Genomic DNA, 15,440 nt, shown 5'->3' with positions numbered 1-15,440 from the left:
ATGCCCGTGATCAACTCCATCGCCGCCGACGCCGCCCTGATGCGGGGCTGGCGCCGCCACCTGCACCAGAACCCCGAGCTTGGCATGGCCTGCCACCAGACCGCGGCCTTCGTCGCCGCGCGCCTGCGCGAGTTCGGCATCGACGAGATTCACGAGGGGATCGCCGAAAGCGGCATCGTGGCGATCATCGAGGGCCGCGCGCCGGGCCGCACCATCGGGCTGCGGGCCGACATGGACGCGCTGCCGATGGACGAGGAAACCGGGCTGCCCCATGCCAGCACGGTGCCGGGCCGGATGCATGCCTGCGGCCATGACGGGCATACGACGATGCTGCTGGGTGCGGCGAAATACCTGGCCGAAACCCGCGCCTTCGCGGGCCGCGTCGCGCTGATCTTCCAGCCGGCCGAAGAGGCGGGCGGCGGTGCCGAGGTGATGGTGCGCGAAGGCGTGCTCGACCGGTTCGACGTGGCCGAGGTCTATGCCCTGCACAACGCGCCCGGCGCTCCGGTGGGGCAATTCTACACCACGCCGGGGCCGATCATGGCCGCGGTCGACACGTTCCACATCGACATCACCGGGCAGGGCGGCCACGGCGCCATGCCGCACGAGACCTGCGACCCGATCGTCGCGGCGGTTTCGATGGTGCAGGCGATCCAGACCATCGTGAGCCGCAACCATTACGCGCTGCAGGACCTTGTCGTCTCGGTCACGCAGATCCATGCCGGCTCGGCCGACAACGTCATCCCCGAGACGGCCTATATCAACGGTACCGTGCGCACCTTCGATCCGGCCGTGCAGGCGATGGTGATGCGACGGCTGGACGAGATCGTGGAGGGGCAGGCGGCCAGTTTCGCCCTGAAGGCCGCGCTGCGCTACGAGGTGGGCTATCCCGCGACCTCGAACGATCCCGCCCGCACCGCCTTTGCCGCCGACGTGGCGCGCGAGGTGGCCGGGCCCAAGGGCGTGCGCGACGACGCCGCGCGCGAGATGGGGGCCGAGGATTTTTCCTACATGCTGCAGGAACGGCCCGGCGCCTATCTGTTCATCGGCAACGGCGACAGCGCCGGCCTGCACAGCACCAGCTACGACTTCGCTGACGAGACGGCGGCGGCGGGGGCCAGCTTCTTCGCCCGGCTGGTCGAGCGTGCGTTGCCGCTGCAGCACTCCGCTGAAATGCCCGATACCGTAGCGTAGCTTTTTCGCCACCCCCGCAACCGAGGTTGCGATGCCGGACGCTTGCGCACTTTGTCTTGAAGGCCTGCAGCCTTGGCCGGCTGTATCGGCGCAGGCGGGGGCCGGGCTTGACCCGGGGGGCGGCGCGCGGTTGAGTAGCATGAATATGATCAAATAGGAGCCGAGTCGGATCATGGCGCTGGAAGACGCGAAACAGCAGGTCGATCTGGCCTTCACGCGGGACGACCGGCGCGGGCTGGCCTATGAGAACGCCTTTGGCGGGGCCACCTCGTTCTTGCGGCGGCGCTATACCAAGGACCTGACCGGCGTGGATATGGCCATTACCGGCGTGCCTTTCGACCAGGCCGTAACCCATCGCACCGGCACCCGGTTCGGCCCCCGCGCGATTCGCGAGGCGAGCAGCCTGCAACCCTATGACCCGCCCTATGGCTGGGACGGTTTCGACCCGCTGGGGGACTTCGCGGTGGTCGATTACGGCGATCTGGCGTTCGACTATGCCCATACGCCAAGCTTTCCGGGGCTGCTGCAGGCGCATATCGCGGGCATCCTCGCTGCCGGCGCCGGGACGGTCACGCTGGGGGGCGATCATTTCATCACCCTGCCGATCCTGCGCGCCTATGCCGAGAAATTCGGGGCCATGTCGGTGATCCACATCGATGCGCATTCCGACCTCTGGCAGGACGACGACATGAGCCGGATCGACCACGGCACCTTCATGTACAAGGCGGTGAAGCTGGGGATCGTGGACCCGAAACGCTCGGTCCAGATCGGCATCCGCACCCATTGCGACGACTACCTTGGCATGGAATTCATCGATGCGCGCAGCGTGCATGAGGGTGGTGTCGCTGCTGCCGTGGCCCGCGCCAAGGCGCTAGTGGGCGACAACCCCACCTACCTGACCTTCGACATCGACGCGCTTGACCCGGCCTTCGCTCCGGGCACGGGCACGCCAGTCTGGGGCGGGCTGTCGAGCGCGCAGGCCGCGGCGTTGCTGCGTGACCTTGCGGGTATCAACCTTGTCGGTGGCGACGTCGTCGAGGTGTCGCCGCCCTATGACCCCACGGGGGCGACGGCGATTGCCGGGGCGCACGTGGCGACTGAACTGATGACGCTTTACTGCTGGAACCTGCGGGCCCGGCGCGGCGGCGCTTGAACGGGCGTTGTCCGGGGCTAGGTGAAAACAGGTCAGACCGAAGGGGTTCCAATGCGCTACGTCATCATCATCCTGATCGCGCTGGTGGCGCTGGACGCCTATATTCGGCTGGCGCCCTCGGACCCGGCCAAATGGCACGTCGATCCGCTGACGGCCGCCACGCCGCAGGGCAACGGCTGGCTCGTTCGGCCGGACGGGGGCAATGCCGCGCCCAAAGTCCGGGCGGCAACGCCGGAGGCGCTGCTGGCGGCGCTGGACAAGATCATCCGGGCCACACCGCGCACCAGCGTTCTGGCAGGCTCGGTCGGCGAGGGCCGGATTACCTACGTCACGCGCAGCGCGCTGTGGGGCTTTCCCGATTACACGACGATTTCTGCGGTCGCCCAAGGCGACGGCGCGGTGCCGGTCATCTACGCGCGCCAGCGGTTCGGCAGCAACGACTGGGGCGTGAACAAGGCCCGCGTCGAGGGCTGGCTGACGCAGCTTGACGCAACGCTCCCTTGACCGCGGCATGGCCATCGGGCAAGGCCAAACGCCATGGTACCTGCCGAGAAACTTGACCAGATCATTTCGCGTTTCCAGTTTCTGGAAGCCAAGCTTGGCGGCGCGCTGGCCCCTGCGGAGATTGCAAACGTAAGCCGAGAATATGCCGAGCTGAAACCGGTCGTGGCCGCGATCGAGACCTATCGCGCGGCGCTTGGCGCTGTCACCGATTGCGAGGCGATGTTGGCCGATGCCGAGATGCGCGCGCTGGCCGAAGAAGAACTGCCGCAAGTGCGCGACACGCTGGAGGCGGCCGAACATGATGTGCGCCTTGCCCTGTTGCCGCGTGACGCGGCCGATGCGCGGCCCGCGCTGCTGGAGATCCGGCCGGGCACCGGGGGCGAGGAGGCGGCGCTATTTGCCGCCGACCTGCTGCGCATGTACCAGCGCTATGCCGAGCGGCAGGGCTGGAAGTTCGAGATCCTCGAGGAAACACCGACCGAACTCGGCGGCATCAAGGACGTGGTCGCACGGGTGGCGGGCGATGGGGTCTTTGCCAAACTGAAATACGAATCCGGCGTGCACCGCGTACAGCGCGTGCCCGAAACCGAAGCCTCGGGGCGCATCCACACATCGGCGGCGACCGTGGCGGTCCTGCCCGAGGCGGAAGAGGTGGACCTCAAGATTGACCCGGCCGACCTTCGGATCGACACGATGCGGTCGTCGGGTGCGGGCGGCCAGCACGTCAACACCACCGACAGCGCGGTGCGGATCCTGCATGTGCCCACGGGCATCATGGTAACGAGCTCGGAAAAATCGCAGCACCGCAACCGCGAGATCGCCATGCAGGTGCTGCGTACCCGGCTTTACGACCTTGAACGGCAGCGGGTGGACAGCGCCCGCTCGGCCGATCGCAAGGCGCAGGTGGGCAGCGGCGACCGGTCCGAACGCATCCGCACCTATAACTTTCCGCAAGGGCGGATGACCGATCACCGGATCAACCTGACGCTCTACAGCCTCGACCGGATCATGCAGGGCGACCTTGACGAGGTCATTGCCGCGCTGACCGCCGATGCGCAGGCCAGCCTTCTGGCCGAGACGCTGGACGGAACCGGCGCATGAGCCGCCCGACCGTCGCGTCACTGCTACGTGCCGCGACGACGAGCCTTGCCTCTGCCGGCATTCCAGACGCCGCGCGCGATGCCCGGGCGCTGCTGGCCCATGCGATGGGGGTCGAGGCCGCGCGGCTGACGCTGATCCTGCCCGATGCCGTGGACCCGGCCGCCGCTGCCCGCTTTGGCACGCTGGTGCAACGTCGCGTGGCTCGCGTGCCGGTGGCGCAGCTGATCGGGCGGCGCTGTTTCTGGGGGCGCGACTTCATCGTGACGGCCGACGTGCTGGACCCGCGGCCGGAAACCGAAGTTCTGGTGGCCGCTGCGTTGGAGGCACCGTTCCTGCGCGTGCTGGATCTGGGCACCGGCACTGGCTGCATCCTGCTGACGCTGCTGGCCGAGCGGCCCGCGGCCAACGGGCTGGGCGTGGACCTGTCACCGGCGGCCTGCGACGTGGCGCGGCGCAACGCGCAGGCGCTGGCCCTGAACGACCGCGCCGAGATCCGGCAGGGCGACTGGGCCGCGGGAGTGTCGGGGCCGTTTGACCTGATCGTCGCCAACCCGCCCTACATCGCCGCCGACGAGATGCCGGGACTTGCCCCGGAAGTACGCCTGCGTGAACCGCATCTTGCGCTGACGGATGGCGGCGACGGGCTGGGCGCCTACCGTGCAATCATGGCGCAGGCGCCGGGCCTGCTGGCACCGGGGGGGCGCCTGTTGGTTGAAATCGGGCCAGCGCAGGGGGCGTCGGTGGCGGGGCTGATGGCGGCCGCAGGACTGGACGGGGTTGCGATTTTGCCTGACCTCGACGGCCGCGACAGGGTGGTTGCGGGACGGGCCATGGCGGCAAATCCCTGCCGATAGGGCCGCAACCGTGCTGAAACCCGCGCAGGTCGCCCCGAATCGCGCGATTTGGACGGATTTATATCCAGTTTCCGCTTGCCCTGCGGCGGCGGTCATGTTTAGTCAAATCCATCGCAGGGATGCGGGCCCGGCCTTCGGGGTCCCCCCGCGCGAGACGCCGCCCGAACATCATTCGACCGTCAAACCGGTCAGGCAGGGTGCGCCACAAGGCGCGCAGATAACGCAAAAGCCACAGGCTTCACGAAAGCAACTTCATGAGATCTTCCAAGTCACGCTCGCGGGGCAACAAGAACCGCAATGTCCGTCCTTCGGGCGGCAATGTCATCAACCGGGTCTTCGACAGCTCCGGTCCCGATGGCAAGGTGCGCGGCACCCCTCAGCAGATCATCGAGAAATACAACCAGCTTCACCGCGACGCGCAGCTTTCGGGCGACCGCGTGAATGCCGAGAACTTTGCCCAACACGCCGAGCATTACACCCGCATGCTGGCCGAGGCGATGCGCGAGGTCGAGAAGGCCCGCGAAGAGCAGGAACAACAGAACCGCGAGCGCCAGGCCGAGCGCGACCGCGAGCGCAACGACCGTCTGCGCCAGCAGGAGGCGATGGCGAATACCGAGCCGGGTAACGACCTGCCGGCCTTCATCTCGGGCGGTAGCGGTGACGATGCATCCTCCGACAGCGATCTTGTCGAGACGCCCGAAGCCGGCGGTGCACGCAAGGATGCCGGCAAGTCCGAGGTCCGGCAGGGTGACGACGCGGCGCCCAAGCCACGCCGTAGCCGTGGCCGCCGTCCGCGTGGTAGCGATGCCGAGGCCAGCGCAGGCAATGGCCCGACGGAAGCGGCCGAGTAGGCGCGGGCCGGCACAGTCGCCGGGGGGCACTTCCGCCAGTCTCTTATGAGTTGACGCCCGGTGTGCCGACTTCAGGATATTAGCAGGCCGTCAAAGGCTTTTTTCGGGTTCCGACATCGGAGTGCGTCGTCTAGCTTTGTCGAATTACGACATTTCATGACGGAGACATTCCATGCGCCTTTTCATTTTCGCGGCTCTTTGTATGGGCACCCTGCTTGCCGGCTGTCTTCCAAGCCCCGGGCCCGACAGCCCCCCCGTAGACCCGCGGATCGCCACTTGCAGTGGCGCGTCAGGCGTCACATTGAGCGCTCAGGCACAGGTTGACCTCAGCCGCATTCTCGATGGCGAGGGCGGGCTTGACGCAAGCGCCTCTCGCCAGATCACCGGAATCCTGCAAAGCGAAGCGGGCGGGCGCCTGTCGGGGGCAGAATTGCTGACCTACCAGCAAAACTACCTGGCCTGCATCGCCGCCGAGGGCGACCGCGCACAGGCCTCGCGCGCTGCGCCTTGGGAAAACCCGACGCCCGCGCAATGCAGGCTGGCCCAGGATTGCGAGGGCCGCATCATGGCGGGGGTCAATACCTGCCTGTTAGTCGTGGCCGACGAGGCCGCAGCGCGCGGGCTGGACCCGACGCCGCTGCAGGCTGATTGCTTTGGTCGGACCAGTCAGGTCGCAGCCTGCTATCGCGCTGACAGCCAGACTCTGCCACTGGCTCGCAGCCATTGCGACGCGGTGAGCGGGGGTTAGGCGTCGAGCGCGCGGGCGAGGGCGCAGAATGCTTCCAGTCCGACCTGTTCGGCCCGTTCGGTTGGCGCGATGCCCACGGCGCGCAGGCGATCCTCGATATCCGGCGCGAGGCCCTTGAGTGCCGCGCGCAACATCTTTCGTCTTTGGCCGAAAGCCGCAGCCGTCAGGCGCGACAGCGTTGCGGGATTGGCCGCGAAACGCGGGCCGGCAAGCGCTGTCAATTGCACCACAGCGGATGAGACCTTGGGAGGCGGGGTGAAGGCCTGCGGCGGCAGGTCCAGCACGATGCGCGCGTCGCAGCGCCATTGCGCCAGCAGCGCCAGCCGACCATAGGCCTTGGAGCCGGGGCGCGCGACGATGCGTTCGGCTACTTCGCGTTGAAACATCAGTGTCAGCGAGGTCCAGAAGGGCGGCCAGTCGGGCGGGGTCAGCCAGCGGACCAGCAACTCGGTGCCAATATTGTAAGGCAGGTTGGCGGCGATACGGATCGGCGGTGTCAGGTGGCGTGCCGGATCAAGCGCCAGCGCGTCGCCTTGCAGCACCGTCAGGCGGCCCGGATAGGCGGCGGCAATTTCTTCCAGCGCGGGAATGCAGCGCGCGTCCTTCTCGATGGCCACGACATGGCGTGCACCCTCGGCCAGAAGGCCTCGGGTCAGCCCGCCGGGGCCGGGGCCAATCTCAAGCACGTCGCAGGCCGTCAGGTCGCCGGCAAGGCGGGCGATCTTGGCCGTCAGGTTCAGGTCCAGCAGGAAGTTCTGCCCTAGCGCCTTCTTCGCGGCGAGGTCGTGTGTGCGGATCACCTCGCGCAGCGGCGGCAGGCTGTCGATACCGCTCATGCGCGCGCCGCCGCCATCCGCGCGGCCATCCGGATGGCGGCGATCATCGAGGTCGGATCGGCCCGGCCCTGACCGGCAATGTCGAACGCCGTGCCGTGGTCAGGCGAGGTGCGCACGAATGGCAGGCCCAGCGTGACGTTCACGCCGCCCGCGAAATCGAGCGTCTTGATCGGGATCAGCGCCTGATCGTGATAGGCACAGATGGCCACGTCGTAGCAGGCCCGCGCGGCCGGGTGGAACATGGTGTCGGCGGGCAGGGGGCCCGCGATCTCCAACCCCTCGGCGCGCAGCCGGTCAAGCGTGGGAATAATGAGGGCGATTTCTTCGCTGCCCATCCGGCCGCCTTCGCCGGCATGCGGGTTCAAACCCGCCACGGCAATGCGCGGCCGGACAAGGCCAAAATCGCGTTTCATAGCGGCGTCAGTGATGCGGATGGTGTCGGCGAGAAGCGTAGCTGTCAGTGCGGCAGGCACCTCGGCCAGCGGGATGTGGATGGTCGCGGGCACTACCCGCAGGCTGTCGCAGGCCAGCATCATCACCACCCTGTCGATCCCTGCCAGATGGGCGAGAAACTCGGTGTGTCCGGGAAAGGCGAAGTCGGCCCCATCGGCCAGGGCCTTCTTGTTGATCGGCGCGGTGCAGAGCGCTGAGGCCACCCCGCGTCGGACAAGGTCGACGCCCGTGGTGATCGCGTCGATCACGCCTTGCGCATGGGCCGGGTCGGGCTGCCCATGCACGGCTGAAGAGCCGAAATCGCGCAGCAGAACCGGTAATGCGCGCGCGGACAGGGCAGGGGCCTCGGATGGGTCGGCGATGGTCTGCCACGGCGTGTCCTGCGGCAGATGCGCGGGGTCGCCAATCCACAGAACCGGGATTTCATCCCGCAGGGCCGCCCAGGCCCGGGCCGCCACCTCGGGGCCGATGCCGGCCGGTTCGCCGCAGCTGATCGCGACAGTCATCGGCGGCTCATTCGCCGGTGATCACCGCCGCCGCGCGCAACTGCGCGACCATCTGGTCAGAGAATCCCGCCAGTTGCTGGCCGATCAACTGGTTCTTGACGGTGTCGCGGTCGATCGGCTGGGCGGTGGCAGGGGTGCGCTTGCACAGCATCAGGAACATCAGCGACTGGTCATCGGCCGTCGTCAGCGCTGTGGACACCTCGTTGTCGTCGAGATGGGCCAGTTCAAGCGCCACGTCGCGCGGAATTTGCGCAGGCGCAACATCGTTGCGGGTCAGCCTGTCGGCCGGCAGCCCACGGGCCTCGCCGTAAAGATCGTCGCACACTTGCACACGGGCGCGCAGTGCGGCGGCCTCGGCCTGCGTCTGGGGCGTGTTGCCGCCGGGGATGGTGAAGATTGCATAGTCTATGCTGGCGGGCGCGGCCATGGTCTGGGCCACCTCGCGCTTGGCCCGCATCTGGAACAGCGCCACGCCGTTGGTGATGTTGAGCGGCGGTGTCACCTCGCCGGGTTTCAGGCCCAGCAGGATTGCCTGGATCGGCGCGGGGTAATTGCTGACCGGGACCCAGTCCATCCGGCCGCCCTGATCGCGCGAGGGCAGCGCCGAGACCTGACGCGCGGCGGCCTCGAACTCGGCGGTGGTGGTCATCTTGGAAATCTGTTCGGCCGCGGCCATGGCGCGGTTGGCCATGTCGGGATTGTCGGCAGGGGCGGCGATGATGATCTCGTTCATCAGAACCTGCAGCGCGGTTGGGCTACTGCCCATCTGGGCGATGGCACGGTCGATGTCGGTCTCTGTCACCACGACGCGGTTGCGGAACCGGCTGCCGACATAGTCGCGCCAGCTGGCACCGATCGACACGAAATCGCGCAGCGCCTGTCGATCGACGCCCGCCGTCTGCAACTGGGCGTAAAGCTGGTCGAGGGTGACGTTACCACGCTGGGCAAAATCGTTGAGCGCCCTTGTCAGTCCGTCGGGCGTCATGCGCAGGCCGACGCGGTCCATCTCCTGCTTTTTCAGCCGCTCTTCGACAAGTTGCTGGCGTGCGATCTTTTCCAGGTCGCCCGGCGTCCGGAAGGCCTTCAGCAACTTGACCCGCTGGTCGATCTCATAACCGGTCACCGCGGAGTTGTTCACCGTGATCACTGGCGAGAACATGCCTTGCGCCGCGGCAAGGCCGGGCATGGCGAGCGTCATCATCAGGAACACAAGGCGGAGGATCAAGCGCATCGGGGCCTCACTGGCATTCGTCGTCTCAATTCGTGCAGCGGCTTCGAACCGTCTGACCCGACCGCCCGGCGGAAAAGCCGTTAAGCCCGACAGTCAGGCCGACATCGGTCGCTGGCTGCACAGTAGTGGAAGATGTATAGCGGCGCGAGACCGAAAGCTCGACAGTGACGCATTCGTTTTGCCAGCCGATGCCGAAACCCGCCGATGTCGGGCTGCGTGCGGCGATGTCGTATTGCCCGTTGACGTTGACGGACCAGATATCGTTGATCTTGTAATCGCCGTTGAACGTCCATTCCGAGACCGGCGCGCTGCGCGCTTCTGCCGGGTCGGTGGGCAGCCAGACATATGATCCGGTCAGATCGACCCGGCTGTTCTGCCAGTTGATGCGCGCCTCGCTCTTGCCGGGGGTGAACCCGTCATCGAAGAGCGCCCGCCCATCAAGTGCGAAGCCGCGCGGAAGGTCGAACTGACCCGCGACCAGCCAGTCCGAGCGGGTGCCGGACAGGCCCGAGCTGCTGCTGAGATCGGCATTGGCGTCCTGCCGGAAGACCCGCCCGAAGGTCAGCCGCGCGCCCCAGCCACCCGGCGCTTGCGTGCTCCATGCCAGCCCGGCAATGGCGCGCGCGCCTGTCTCAACCCGGTCGTCCCCGGGGAAATGGTTAAGGTCAAAAAGGTTACCCTCGTCGAATTCGACGCGCGTGCTGTCCTCGTTGGCGACATCGCCGCCGATCAGCCGCGACCAACCCAAGGCAAGAACGGGTTCAAGGATCTGGACCGCGCCGCCTGATTGCTGCCGCATCAGCGGCCAGCGCAGCGTCGCGCCAAGGCTGGGGGTCAGGCGGCCGGTCAGCCCGTCATAGGCCGGGTCTTGCGCAGTGCGATAGGCCGCAGCATCCAGCCCGCCATGCAATTCGACAAGCACGCCCGCAGGCAGCATCCAGCTGCGCCGCCAATCCGCACCAAGGCCCAGTCGCGCCACGTCTCGGCCGGCATCGCCGGGCGTGGTGGAGGTACGTACGAAGGCCTCGGCGCCCGCATCGAGCGTCAGCGTCCCGCCAATGGCACCGGGCGTCAGCCGCCTCTGGTAGTGCAAGCTTGTGACCACCGGGGGAAGCGAGGCGTTGACCTCGGTATCGCTCTGGGTCTGGAAATAAAGCGCTTCGGCGGTGAAAAAGCTGTGGTCGGTGACCCTTGTCAGGCCAAGATTGCTTTGCAGCCGATCCAGGTTCGCATAGCCGTAATCAAGCAGGTAGGCCTTGTCAGTCGCACTTTGCACGTCAAAGGACAGCTGCCAGCTGTCGCGCAGTTTGAACGCCCCGTTCGCGAAAAGGTAGCCACGCCAACGGTCCGACAAGATCTGGTCGCGGCTGATCGCGCCCTTCGCTTCCAGCGTGCCATTCGTGAAGGCCTGTCTGTATCGCGCCTCCAGCGTGGTGGTGCGCGGCGCAAGGTAAGGCGTCAGCGTCAGGTCGCGACTGTCGCCCAGCGTAATGAAATAGGGCAGCTTGATGCCGGTCCCGAAAGTGTCGTTGGAGCGGACGGAAGGCACCAGCAGGCCGGTTGCACGTTTCAGCGTCGGGTCCGGCAGGCGCATCCGCGGCACCCACAGCACGGGAATGCCAGCAATCCGGAACTGGGCATCTTCGAAGTAAAGCTGCTGTTCGGCCTGATCATGGGTGACGTGCCGCGCCCTGATCTCCCACAGTGGCGGCCCGCCATTGCAGACCTCGCAGGCTGTGGCGACGACACGGTAAAGGTCGGAATACCGTCCCTCGCTGCGCTCGATACGGTTCGCGGCCAGTTGCAGCTGTTGCTGCAGGATCAGCCGCGCCCCATCAAGGATGCCGTTCTGCAGTTGCGGGTCCAACGTGGCACTGTTTGCCGTCAGCACGGTCCCGTCCGGCTGGGCCACGTAAATCGGTCCCTCGATCAAAAGCCGGTCGGTCGCGGCGTCGTAGCGGATGGCCCCGGCCGACAGCCGCGTGCCCATGTAAAGCACCTCGACATTGCCCGTGGCGATAAGGCGCTGGCCCCCTTCGATACGCACGCTGTCGGCCACCATCGTTGCCGCGCCAGTTTGCGTCTGCGCCGCGGCCAAGCCGGGCAGCAGAGCCGCACAAAGGGCCAGAAGGGCGGCAAACCTGCGCATCAGCCGTCCTCCAGGTGCAGGATCAGGCCAAGCGACAAGCCGATTGCGGCAAGGGGAGGCGCCCAGGCGGCCAGCAGCACCGGCAGTTGTCCGTTCTCACCAAGAGCCTGCGCAAAGTTGCGGATGAAGTAGAGGCCAAAGCCCAGCAGGATGGCCGCCAGCACCATGACGCCGGTATTGCCGCCGCGCTGGTGTCGCATGGTGAATCCCGCCCCGATCAGCACCATCGCGATCAGGAAGGTGGGCAAGGTCAGCTCGCTTTGCAGCCAGACCTCGTGCCGCGTCACCGAAAAGCCGGCTCCGCGCAACTGCGCGATGAAGTTCGGCAGATCCCAGATGGAGATTGACGAGGGCGCGCCGAAGCTGTCGCGGATCTGGTCGGGTGTCAGCGTCGAGGCGATGCGATAGCTCGGGCTGGTGAGCGCGCCGGCCTCGGGGTTGCCGCCGGCCGACAGATCCCAGACCTTGGCGTCGCTTAGCGTCCAGCCGCCGTCGCGCAGGACTGCCGTCTTGGCCTCGACCCGTTCGCGCGGGGCGCCATCGGGGCCGAAGCCGAAAAAGGTCACCCCGCTCAGGCGCGTGCCGTCAAGGTTGGCGCCGGTGGCGCGGATCACCGTTTGCCCGGCTGCACCACCCTGCCGCAGCCACAGCCCGTCACGGCTTATCGACAGAACGTTGTCATGCCCGCTCAGCCGTCCCGCCCGCAGGTCGTACTGGCGCGAGGTGGCAGCGACGATGGGGTTCATCACGGCCACGGCCAGTGTGCCAAGGACCAGTGTCACACCGATCGGTGCGGTCAGCGCGCGAAGTGCCGAACGCCCCGCGGCCCGTGTCACCACCATTTCCGATGACCTTGCCAGTGACAGGAACATCGCAATGGTCGCGAGGATCATGATCAGCGGCAGGATCTTGTAGACCGCGCCGGGCAGGTTCAGCAGGCTGAGGCCGAGGATCGCATCAAAGCTCGCGCCGCTGCCACCGAAGCGGCGCAACTGGTCGATCAGGTCAAGAAATCCGGTCATCACCGAAAAGATCGCAAAGACCCCGGCGAAGGCGAAGAGAAAGCGGCGCGCGAAGTAACGGTGCAGGATCATGCCGCAACTCCGGTGCCGGCCACGGTCCGGCGGCGGCGCAGCAGCCCCGGCCGTGCCGCCAGCGCCAGCAGGGCCCAGACCAGCACGCCGCCCAGTACTGCAGGCAGGTAAACCACCGGCCAAAGTCGCGGATCGCCCGCCGCGACGGCCCCGCCCACCGTCTCGGCGGCCTTGACGAGGATCACCAGGCCGATCGCCGCAAGGATCTGCCGCCAGACGCCAAACCTGCTGAAGCCGCCGACCATCAACGTCGCATGGCCCAAGAGGGCCGCCACCAGCGTCAACAGCGCCTGGTCGGTGCGATCGTGCCCCTCTGCCACCAATTGGCCCGCGCTGCGCCCGGTCTCCTTCTGCAAGGCTGGGGTCGCGGCAAGCAGTTCGGCGGTCGACAGCTCACGGCTGGAGCGGCCACGCGGGCCGGGCGCGGGGACAAGCGCGCCGATGTCATAGGCGAAATCGGCGAAATGGGTCACCGACAAATGGCCGTCCTTCTGGTCGAAGATCTGTGCCATGCCGTTGCGCATCACCAGTTGCGGCCCGGCATCGGTGCGCGTCAGGTAGGCCTTGGCGGCGGTGTAGGTGATCGCCTGCGCAGGATTCCGGCTGTCCGACAGGAAGATATCGAGCAATTCGCCCGCCGGCGTGATCGCCCGGATGTAGAAAGTGATCCCGGCGGTGGGGTTCAGGAACTGCCCCTCGGTCAGCAGGTGCGCACTGGGGTTGCGGGCAATCTCGGCCTGCCGGTCGTTGTAGCTGACGGTCGCTGCGGGGACGAGGACATGGGTCAGCATCAGCATCAGGGCGCCTACGATCACCCCGAAGACCAGCACCGGCCGGGCAATGCGCCCGGGGGGCATGCCGGCCGCCTGCGCGGCGACCAGCTCTGATTCGGATGTCATCCGGTTGGTGACATAGACGCTGGCCGCGAAGGCCGCGATGGGAAGGACCACGCGGATCACGCCCGGCAGCGATAGTGCGGTGAATTCAAGGAAGACGCCGGCGGTCTGCCCTTCGGCGATGAGGTCATCAAACAGGCGCACCGCTTGGTTGATCCAGTAGACCAAAACCAGCACCAGTGCGAAGAATCCGAAAAGCATCAGCAATTGCGACAGCATGTACCTGTCGAATCGCGCCACCCCGTTGTCCCCCTGCGTTGCCCTCTGCGGACCTTGTCAGACCCTATCCCACCTTGGCAGCGGAATGAACAGCAAACTGGTCTTTCGGCGTTGCCCGGCCTAGGTAGAGGGCCTGTTCCAACACCCCAGGAGATCGTCGTCATGACCCAGCCCGTACCAATCGGATTTGCCACGTTCGACGCCGCCGCCCTTGCCGCGCTGCCCGGCCGTTTGGCGGTGTTCGTGACGCCCGAAGGCGGGTTCGACGCGGCGGGTCGGCGGCTGAACACCGCGACAAAACAGGCGCTGCGCCGACTGGTGGACAGCCCGCGCTTTGCCCGTGCCAAGGTTGGCGATGTGCTGGAGCTGGCATTCCCGGTGGGCCTGTCGGCTGAAGCGCTGAGCGTGATCAAGCTGCCGCGCCGGCCCAGCGTGGCAGAGGCACGCAAGGCCGGTGCGGCGCTGGCCCGCACGCTCGGCCCCGAAGGTGTGCAGGTGCTGGCGCCGGCCTTGCGCCGTCCCGAGGAGGTTGCGCTGGGCCTTGCCCTGCGCGCCTACGATTTTCGCGACCATCGCAGTGCCGCGGAGGATGACGCCGCCGAACCGCGCGCTGTCACCCTTCACCTGACCGATCCGGCTGCAGCGGAGGTGGCGTTTGCGCCGCTTGCTGCGCTGGCGCAAGGCGTCTTTTTCACCCGCGATCTCGTCAACGCGCCGGCCAACGTGTTGACGACCGAAAGCTTTGCCGCGTGTCTTCAGGACCTCTCGGCGCTAGGTGTCGAGGTGACGGTGCTGGACGAAACAGACCTTGCCGCGAAATCCATGCGCCTGCTTCTCAGTGTCGGGCAGGGGTCTGCCAGCCCCTCGAAGGTGGTGATGATGCGCTGGAACGGCGGCGAGCAGGCCGCGCCGCTGGCGCTGATCGGCAAGGGCGTGGTCTTTGATACCGGCGGCATCAGCCTGAAACCCGCCGGCGGCATGGAAGACATGACCATGGACATGGGCGGCGCGGGCACCGTGGCGGGCGTCATGAAGGCGCTGGCGCTGCGCAAGGCGCGCGCCAATGTCGTGGGTCTTGTCGGGCTGGTCGAGAACATGCCCTCGGGCACCGCCACGCGGCCGGGCGACGTGGTGACCTCGATGAAGGGCGACACCGTCGAGATCATCAATACCGATGCCGAGGGGCGGCTGGTGCTGGCCGATCTTCTGTGGTTCGCCCAGCAAGAGCTGCACCCCGCCGGAATGATCGACCTCGCCACGCTGACCGGCGCGATCATCGTCGCGCTGGGCCATGAAAACGCGGGCCTTTTCTCAAACGACGACACGCTGGCGGGCGGGCTCTTGCAGGCCGCGCAGACCGAGGGCGAAGGCCTGTGGCGCATGCCGATGGGCCCGGGGTACGACGCGCGGCTGAAAAGCCGGATCGCCGACATGATGAACGTTGGCGGGCGCGAGGGCGGATCGGTGACGGCTGCGCAGTTCCTGCGCCGCTTTGTCGATGATGCCGTGCCCTGGGCGCATCTCGACATCGCGGGCACAGCCTCGCTCAAGACCGAAAGTTCGCTGGCGCCGAAGGGGGCGACAGGCTGGGGCGTGTTGACGCTGAACCGGCTGATCGCCAGCCGCTACGAGGCGAAGGACTGAGGGCGCG

Annotated in this window: 14 protein-coding genes; 8 read left to right on the top strand and 6 right to left on the bottom strand. The window is 67.0% G+C overall.

From position 1 onward, the window contains the following. From GC146_RS13940 to GC146_RS13910, 7 genes are all read left to right on the top strand, one after another. Window positions 1–1,194, top strand: a complete 1,194-nt coding sequence (locus tag GC146_RS13940) for a M20 aminoacylase family protein (RefSeq protein WP_291839846.1) — start codon at window positions 1–3, stop codon at window positions 1,192–1,194. A gap of 172 nt (window positions 1,195–1,366) precedes the next feature. Continuing rightward, on the top strand, window positions 1,367–2,347 hold the full coding sequence (gene speB, locus GC146_RS13935; RefSeq protein ID WP_291839842.1) for an agmatinase: 981 nt from the start codon (window positions 1,367–1,369) through the stop codon (window positions 2,345–2,347). A 51-nt stretch (window positions 2,348–2,398) separates the two neighbouring features. Next, entirely contained in the window at window positions 2,399–2,851 is a 453-nt protein-coding gene (locus tag GC146_RS13930; protein ID WP_291839839.1) for a DUF1499 domain-containing protein, read from the top strand. A 33-nt stretch (window positions 2,852–2,884) separates the two neighbouring features. Then, window positions 2,885–3,952: a peptide chain release factor 1 gene (gene prfA / locus GC146_RS13925; RefSeq protein WP_291839836.1), complete on the top strand. Its 1,068-nt coding sequence runs from the start codon at window positions 2,885–2,887 to the stop codon at window positions 3,950–3,952. Continuing rightward, window positions 3,949–4,806, top strand: a complete 858-nt coding sequence (prmC, locus tag GC146_RS13920) for a peptide chain release factor N(5)-glutamine methyltransferase (RefSeq protein ID WP_291839833.1) — start codon at window positions 3,949–3,951, stop codon at window positions 4,804–4,806. Before prfA ends, prmC begins: the two co-directional genes overlap by 4 nt. Before the next feature lie 254 nt (window positions 4,807–5,060). Further along, window positions 5,061–5,657, top strand: coding sequence for a DUF4167 domain-containing protein (locus GC146_RS13915; protein WP_291839831.1), 597 nt, complete (start codon window positions 5,061–5,063; stop codon window positions 5,655–5,657). A 301-nt stretch (window positions 5,658–5,958) separates the two neighbouring features. Next, on the top strand, window positions 5,959–6,405 hold the full coding sequence (locus tag GC146_RS13910) for a hypothetical protein (protein ID WP_291839827.1): 447 nt from the start codon (window positions 5,959–5,961) through the stop codon (window positions 6,403–6,405). On the opposite strand, the gene rsmA is transcribed toward GC146_RS13910, so the two are convergent. Genes rsmA through lptF form a run of 6 tightly spaced genes read right to left on the bottom strand, consistent with a single transcriptional unit; the run spans window position 6,402 to window position 13,810 of the window. Beyond that, complete coding sequence (rsmA, locus tag GC146_RS13905; RefSeq protein ID WP_291839824.1) at window positions 6,402–7,241, bottom strand: 16S rRNA (adenine(1518)-N(6)/adenine(1519)-N(6))-dimethyltransferase RsmA; 840 nt, start codon at window positions 7,239–7,241, stop codon at window positions 6,402–6,404. The two genes, GC146_RS13910 and rsmA, sit on opposite strands and share 4 nt — an antisense overlap. Then, on the bottom strand, window positions 7,238–8,200 hold the full coding sequence (gene pdxA, locus GC146_RS13900; protein WP_291839821.1) for a 4-hydroxythreonine-4-phosphate dehydrogenase PdxA: 963 nt from the start codon (window positions 8,198–8,200) through the stop codon (window positions 7,238–7,240). The genes rsmA and pdxA overlap by 4 nt, the downstream gene beginning before the upstream one ends. Before the next feature lie 7 nt (window positions 8,201–8,207). Next, window positions 8,208–9,431, bottom strand: coding sequence for a peptidylprolyl isomerase (locus GC146_RS13895; protein WP_291839818.1), 1,224 nt, complete (start codon window positions 9,429–9,431; stop codon window positions 8,208–8,210). A gap of 25 nt (window positions 9,432–9,456) precedes the next feature. Next, window positions 9,457–11,580 carry an LPS assembly protein LptD gene (gene lptD / locus GC146_RS13890; RefSeq protein ID WP_291839815.1) on the bottom strand — a complete coding sequence of 708 codons (2,124 nt, stop codon included), beginning with the start codon at window positions 11,578–11,580 and terminating at the stop codon, window positions 9,457–9,459. Then, entirely contained in the window at window positions 11,580–12,674 is a 1,095-nt protein-coding gene (lptG, locus tag GC146_RS13885; protein ID WP_291839812.1) for an LPS export ABC transporter permease LptG, read from the bottom strand. The genes lptD and lptG overlap by 1 nt, the downstream gene beginning before the upstream one ends. Further along, window positions 12,671–13,810 (bottom strand): LPS export ABC transporter permease LptF, encoded by a 1,140-nt coding sequence (gene lptF / locus GC146_RS13880; protein ID WP_291839809.1) that lies wholly within the window; start codon window positions 13,808–13,810, stop codon window positions 12,671–12,673. Before lptF ends, lptG begins: the two co-directional genes overlap by 4 nt. Before the next feature lie 141 nt (window positions 13,811–13,951). Here lptF and GC146_RS13875 point away from each other — a divergent pair, with 141 nt between their 5' ends. Further along, a complete protein-coding gene (locus GC146_RS13875) occupies window positions 13,952–15,433 on the top strand; it encodes a leucyl aminopeptidase (RefSeq protein WP_291839805.1) in 1,482 nt (493 codons plus the stop codon). Window positions 15,434–15,440: the final 7 nt, after the last annotated feature.

It is taken from the genome of Limimaricola sp. (assembly GCF_016125575.1).
GTDB lineage: Bacteria > Pseudomonadota > Alphaproteobacteria > Rhodobacterales > Rhodobacteraceae > WGLM01.
The sequence above is the reverse complement of the archived record's forward strand: the minus strand, read 5'-3'. Positions and strand labels throughout refer to the sequence as shown.

Coding starts and splice junctions, on each gene's coding strand:
- lptG (WP_291839812.1), bottom strand. CDS start 12,674: ATGATCCTGCACCGTTACTTCGCGCGCCGCTTTCTCTTCGCCTTCGCC.
- GC146_RS13940 (WP_291839846.1), top strand. CDS start 1: ATGCCCGTGATCAACTCCATCGCCGCCGACGCCGCCCTGATGCGGGGC.
- rsmA (WP_291839824.1), bottom strand. CDS start 7,241: ATGAGCGGTATCGACAGCCTGCCGCCGCTGCGCGAGGTGATCCGCACA.
- GC146_RS13930 (WP_291839839.1), top strand. CDS start 2,399: ATGCGCTACGTCATCATCATCCTGATCGCGCTGGTGGCGCTGGACGCC.
- pdxA (WP_291839821.1), bottom strand. CDS start 8,200: ATGACTGTCGCGATCAGCTGCGGCGAACCGGCCGGCATCGGCCCCGAG.
- speB (WP_291839842.1), top strand. CDS start 1,367: ATGGCGCTGGAAGACGCGAAACAGCAGGTCGATCTGGCCTTCACGCGG.
- GC146_RS13875 (WP_291839805.1), top strand. CDS start 13,952: ATGACCCAGCCCGTACCAATCGGATTTGCCACGTTCGACGCCGCCGCC.
- GC146_RS13895 (WP_291839818.1), bottom strand. CDS start 9,431: ATGCGCTTGATCCTCCGCCTTGTGTTCCTGATGATGACGCTCGCCATG.
- GC146_RS13915 (WP_291839831.1), top strand. CDS start 5,061: ATGAGATCTTCCAAGTCACGCTCGCGGGGCAACAAGAACCGCAATGTC.
- prmC (WP_291839833.1), top strand. CDS start 3,949: ATGAGCCGCCCGACCGTCGCGTCACTGCTACGTGCCGCGACGACGAGC.
- prfA (WP_291839836.1), top strand. CDS start 2,885: ATGGTACCTGCCGAGAAACTTGACCAGATCATTTCGCGTTTCCAGTTT.
- lptD (WP_291839815.1), bottom strand. CDS start 11,580: ATGCGCAGGTTTGCCGCCCTTCTGGCCCTTTGTGCGGCTCTGCTGCCC.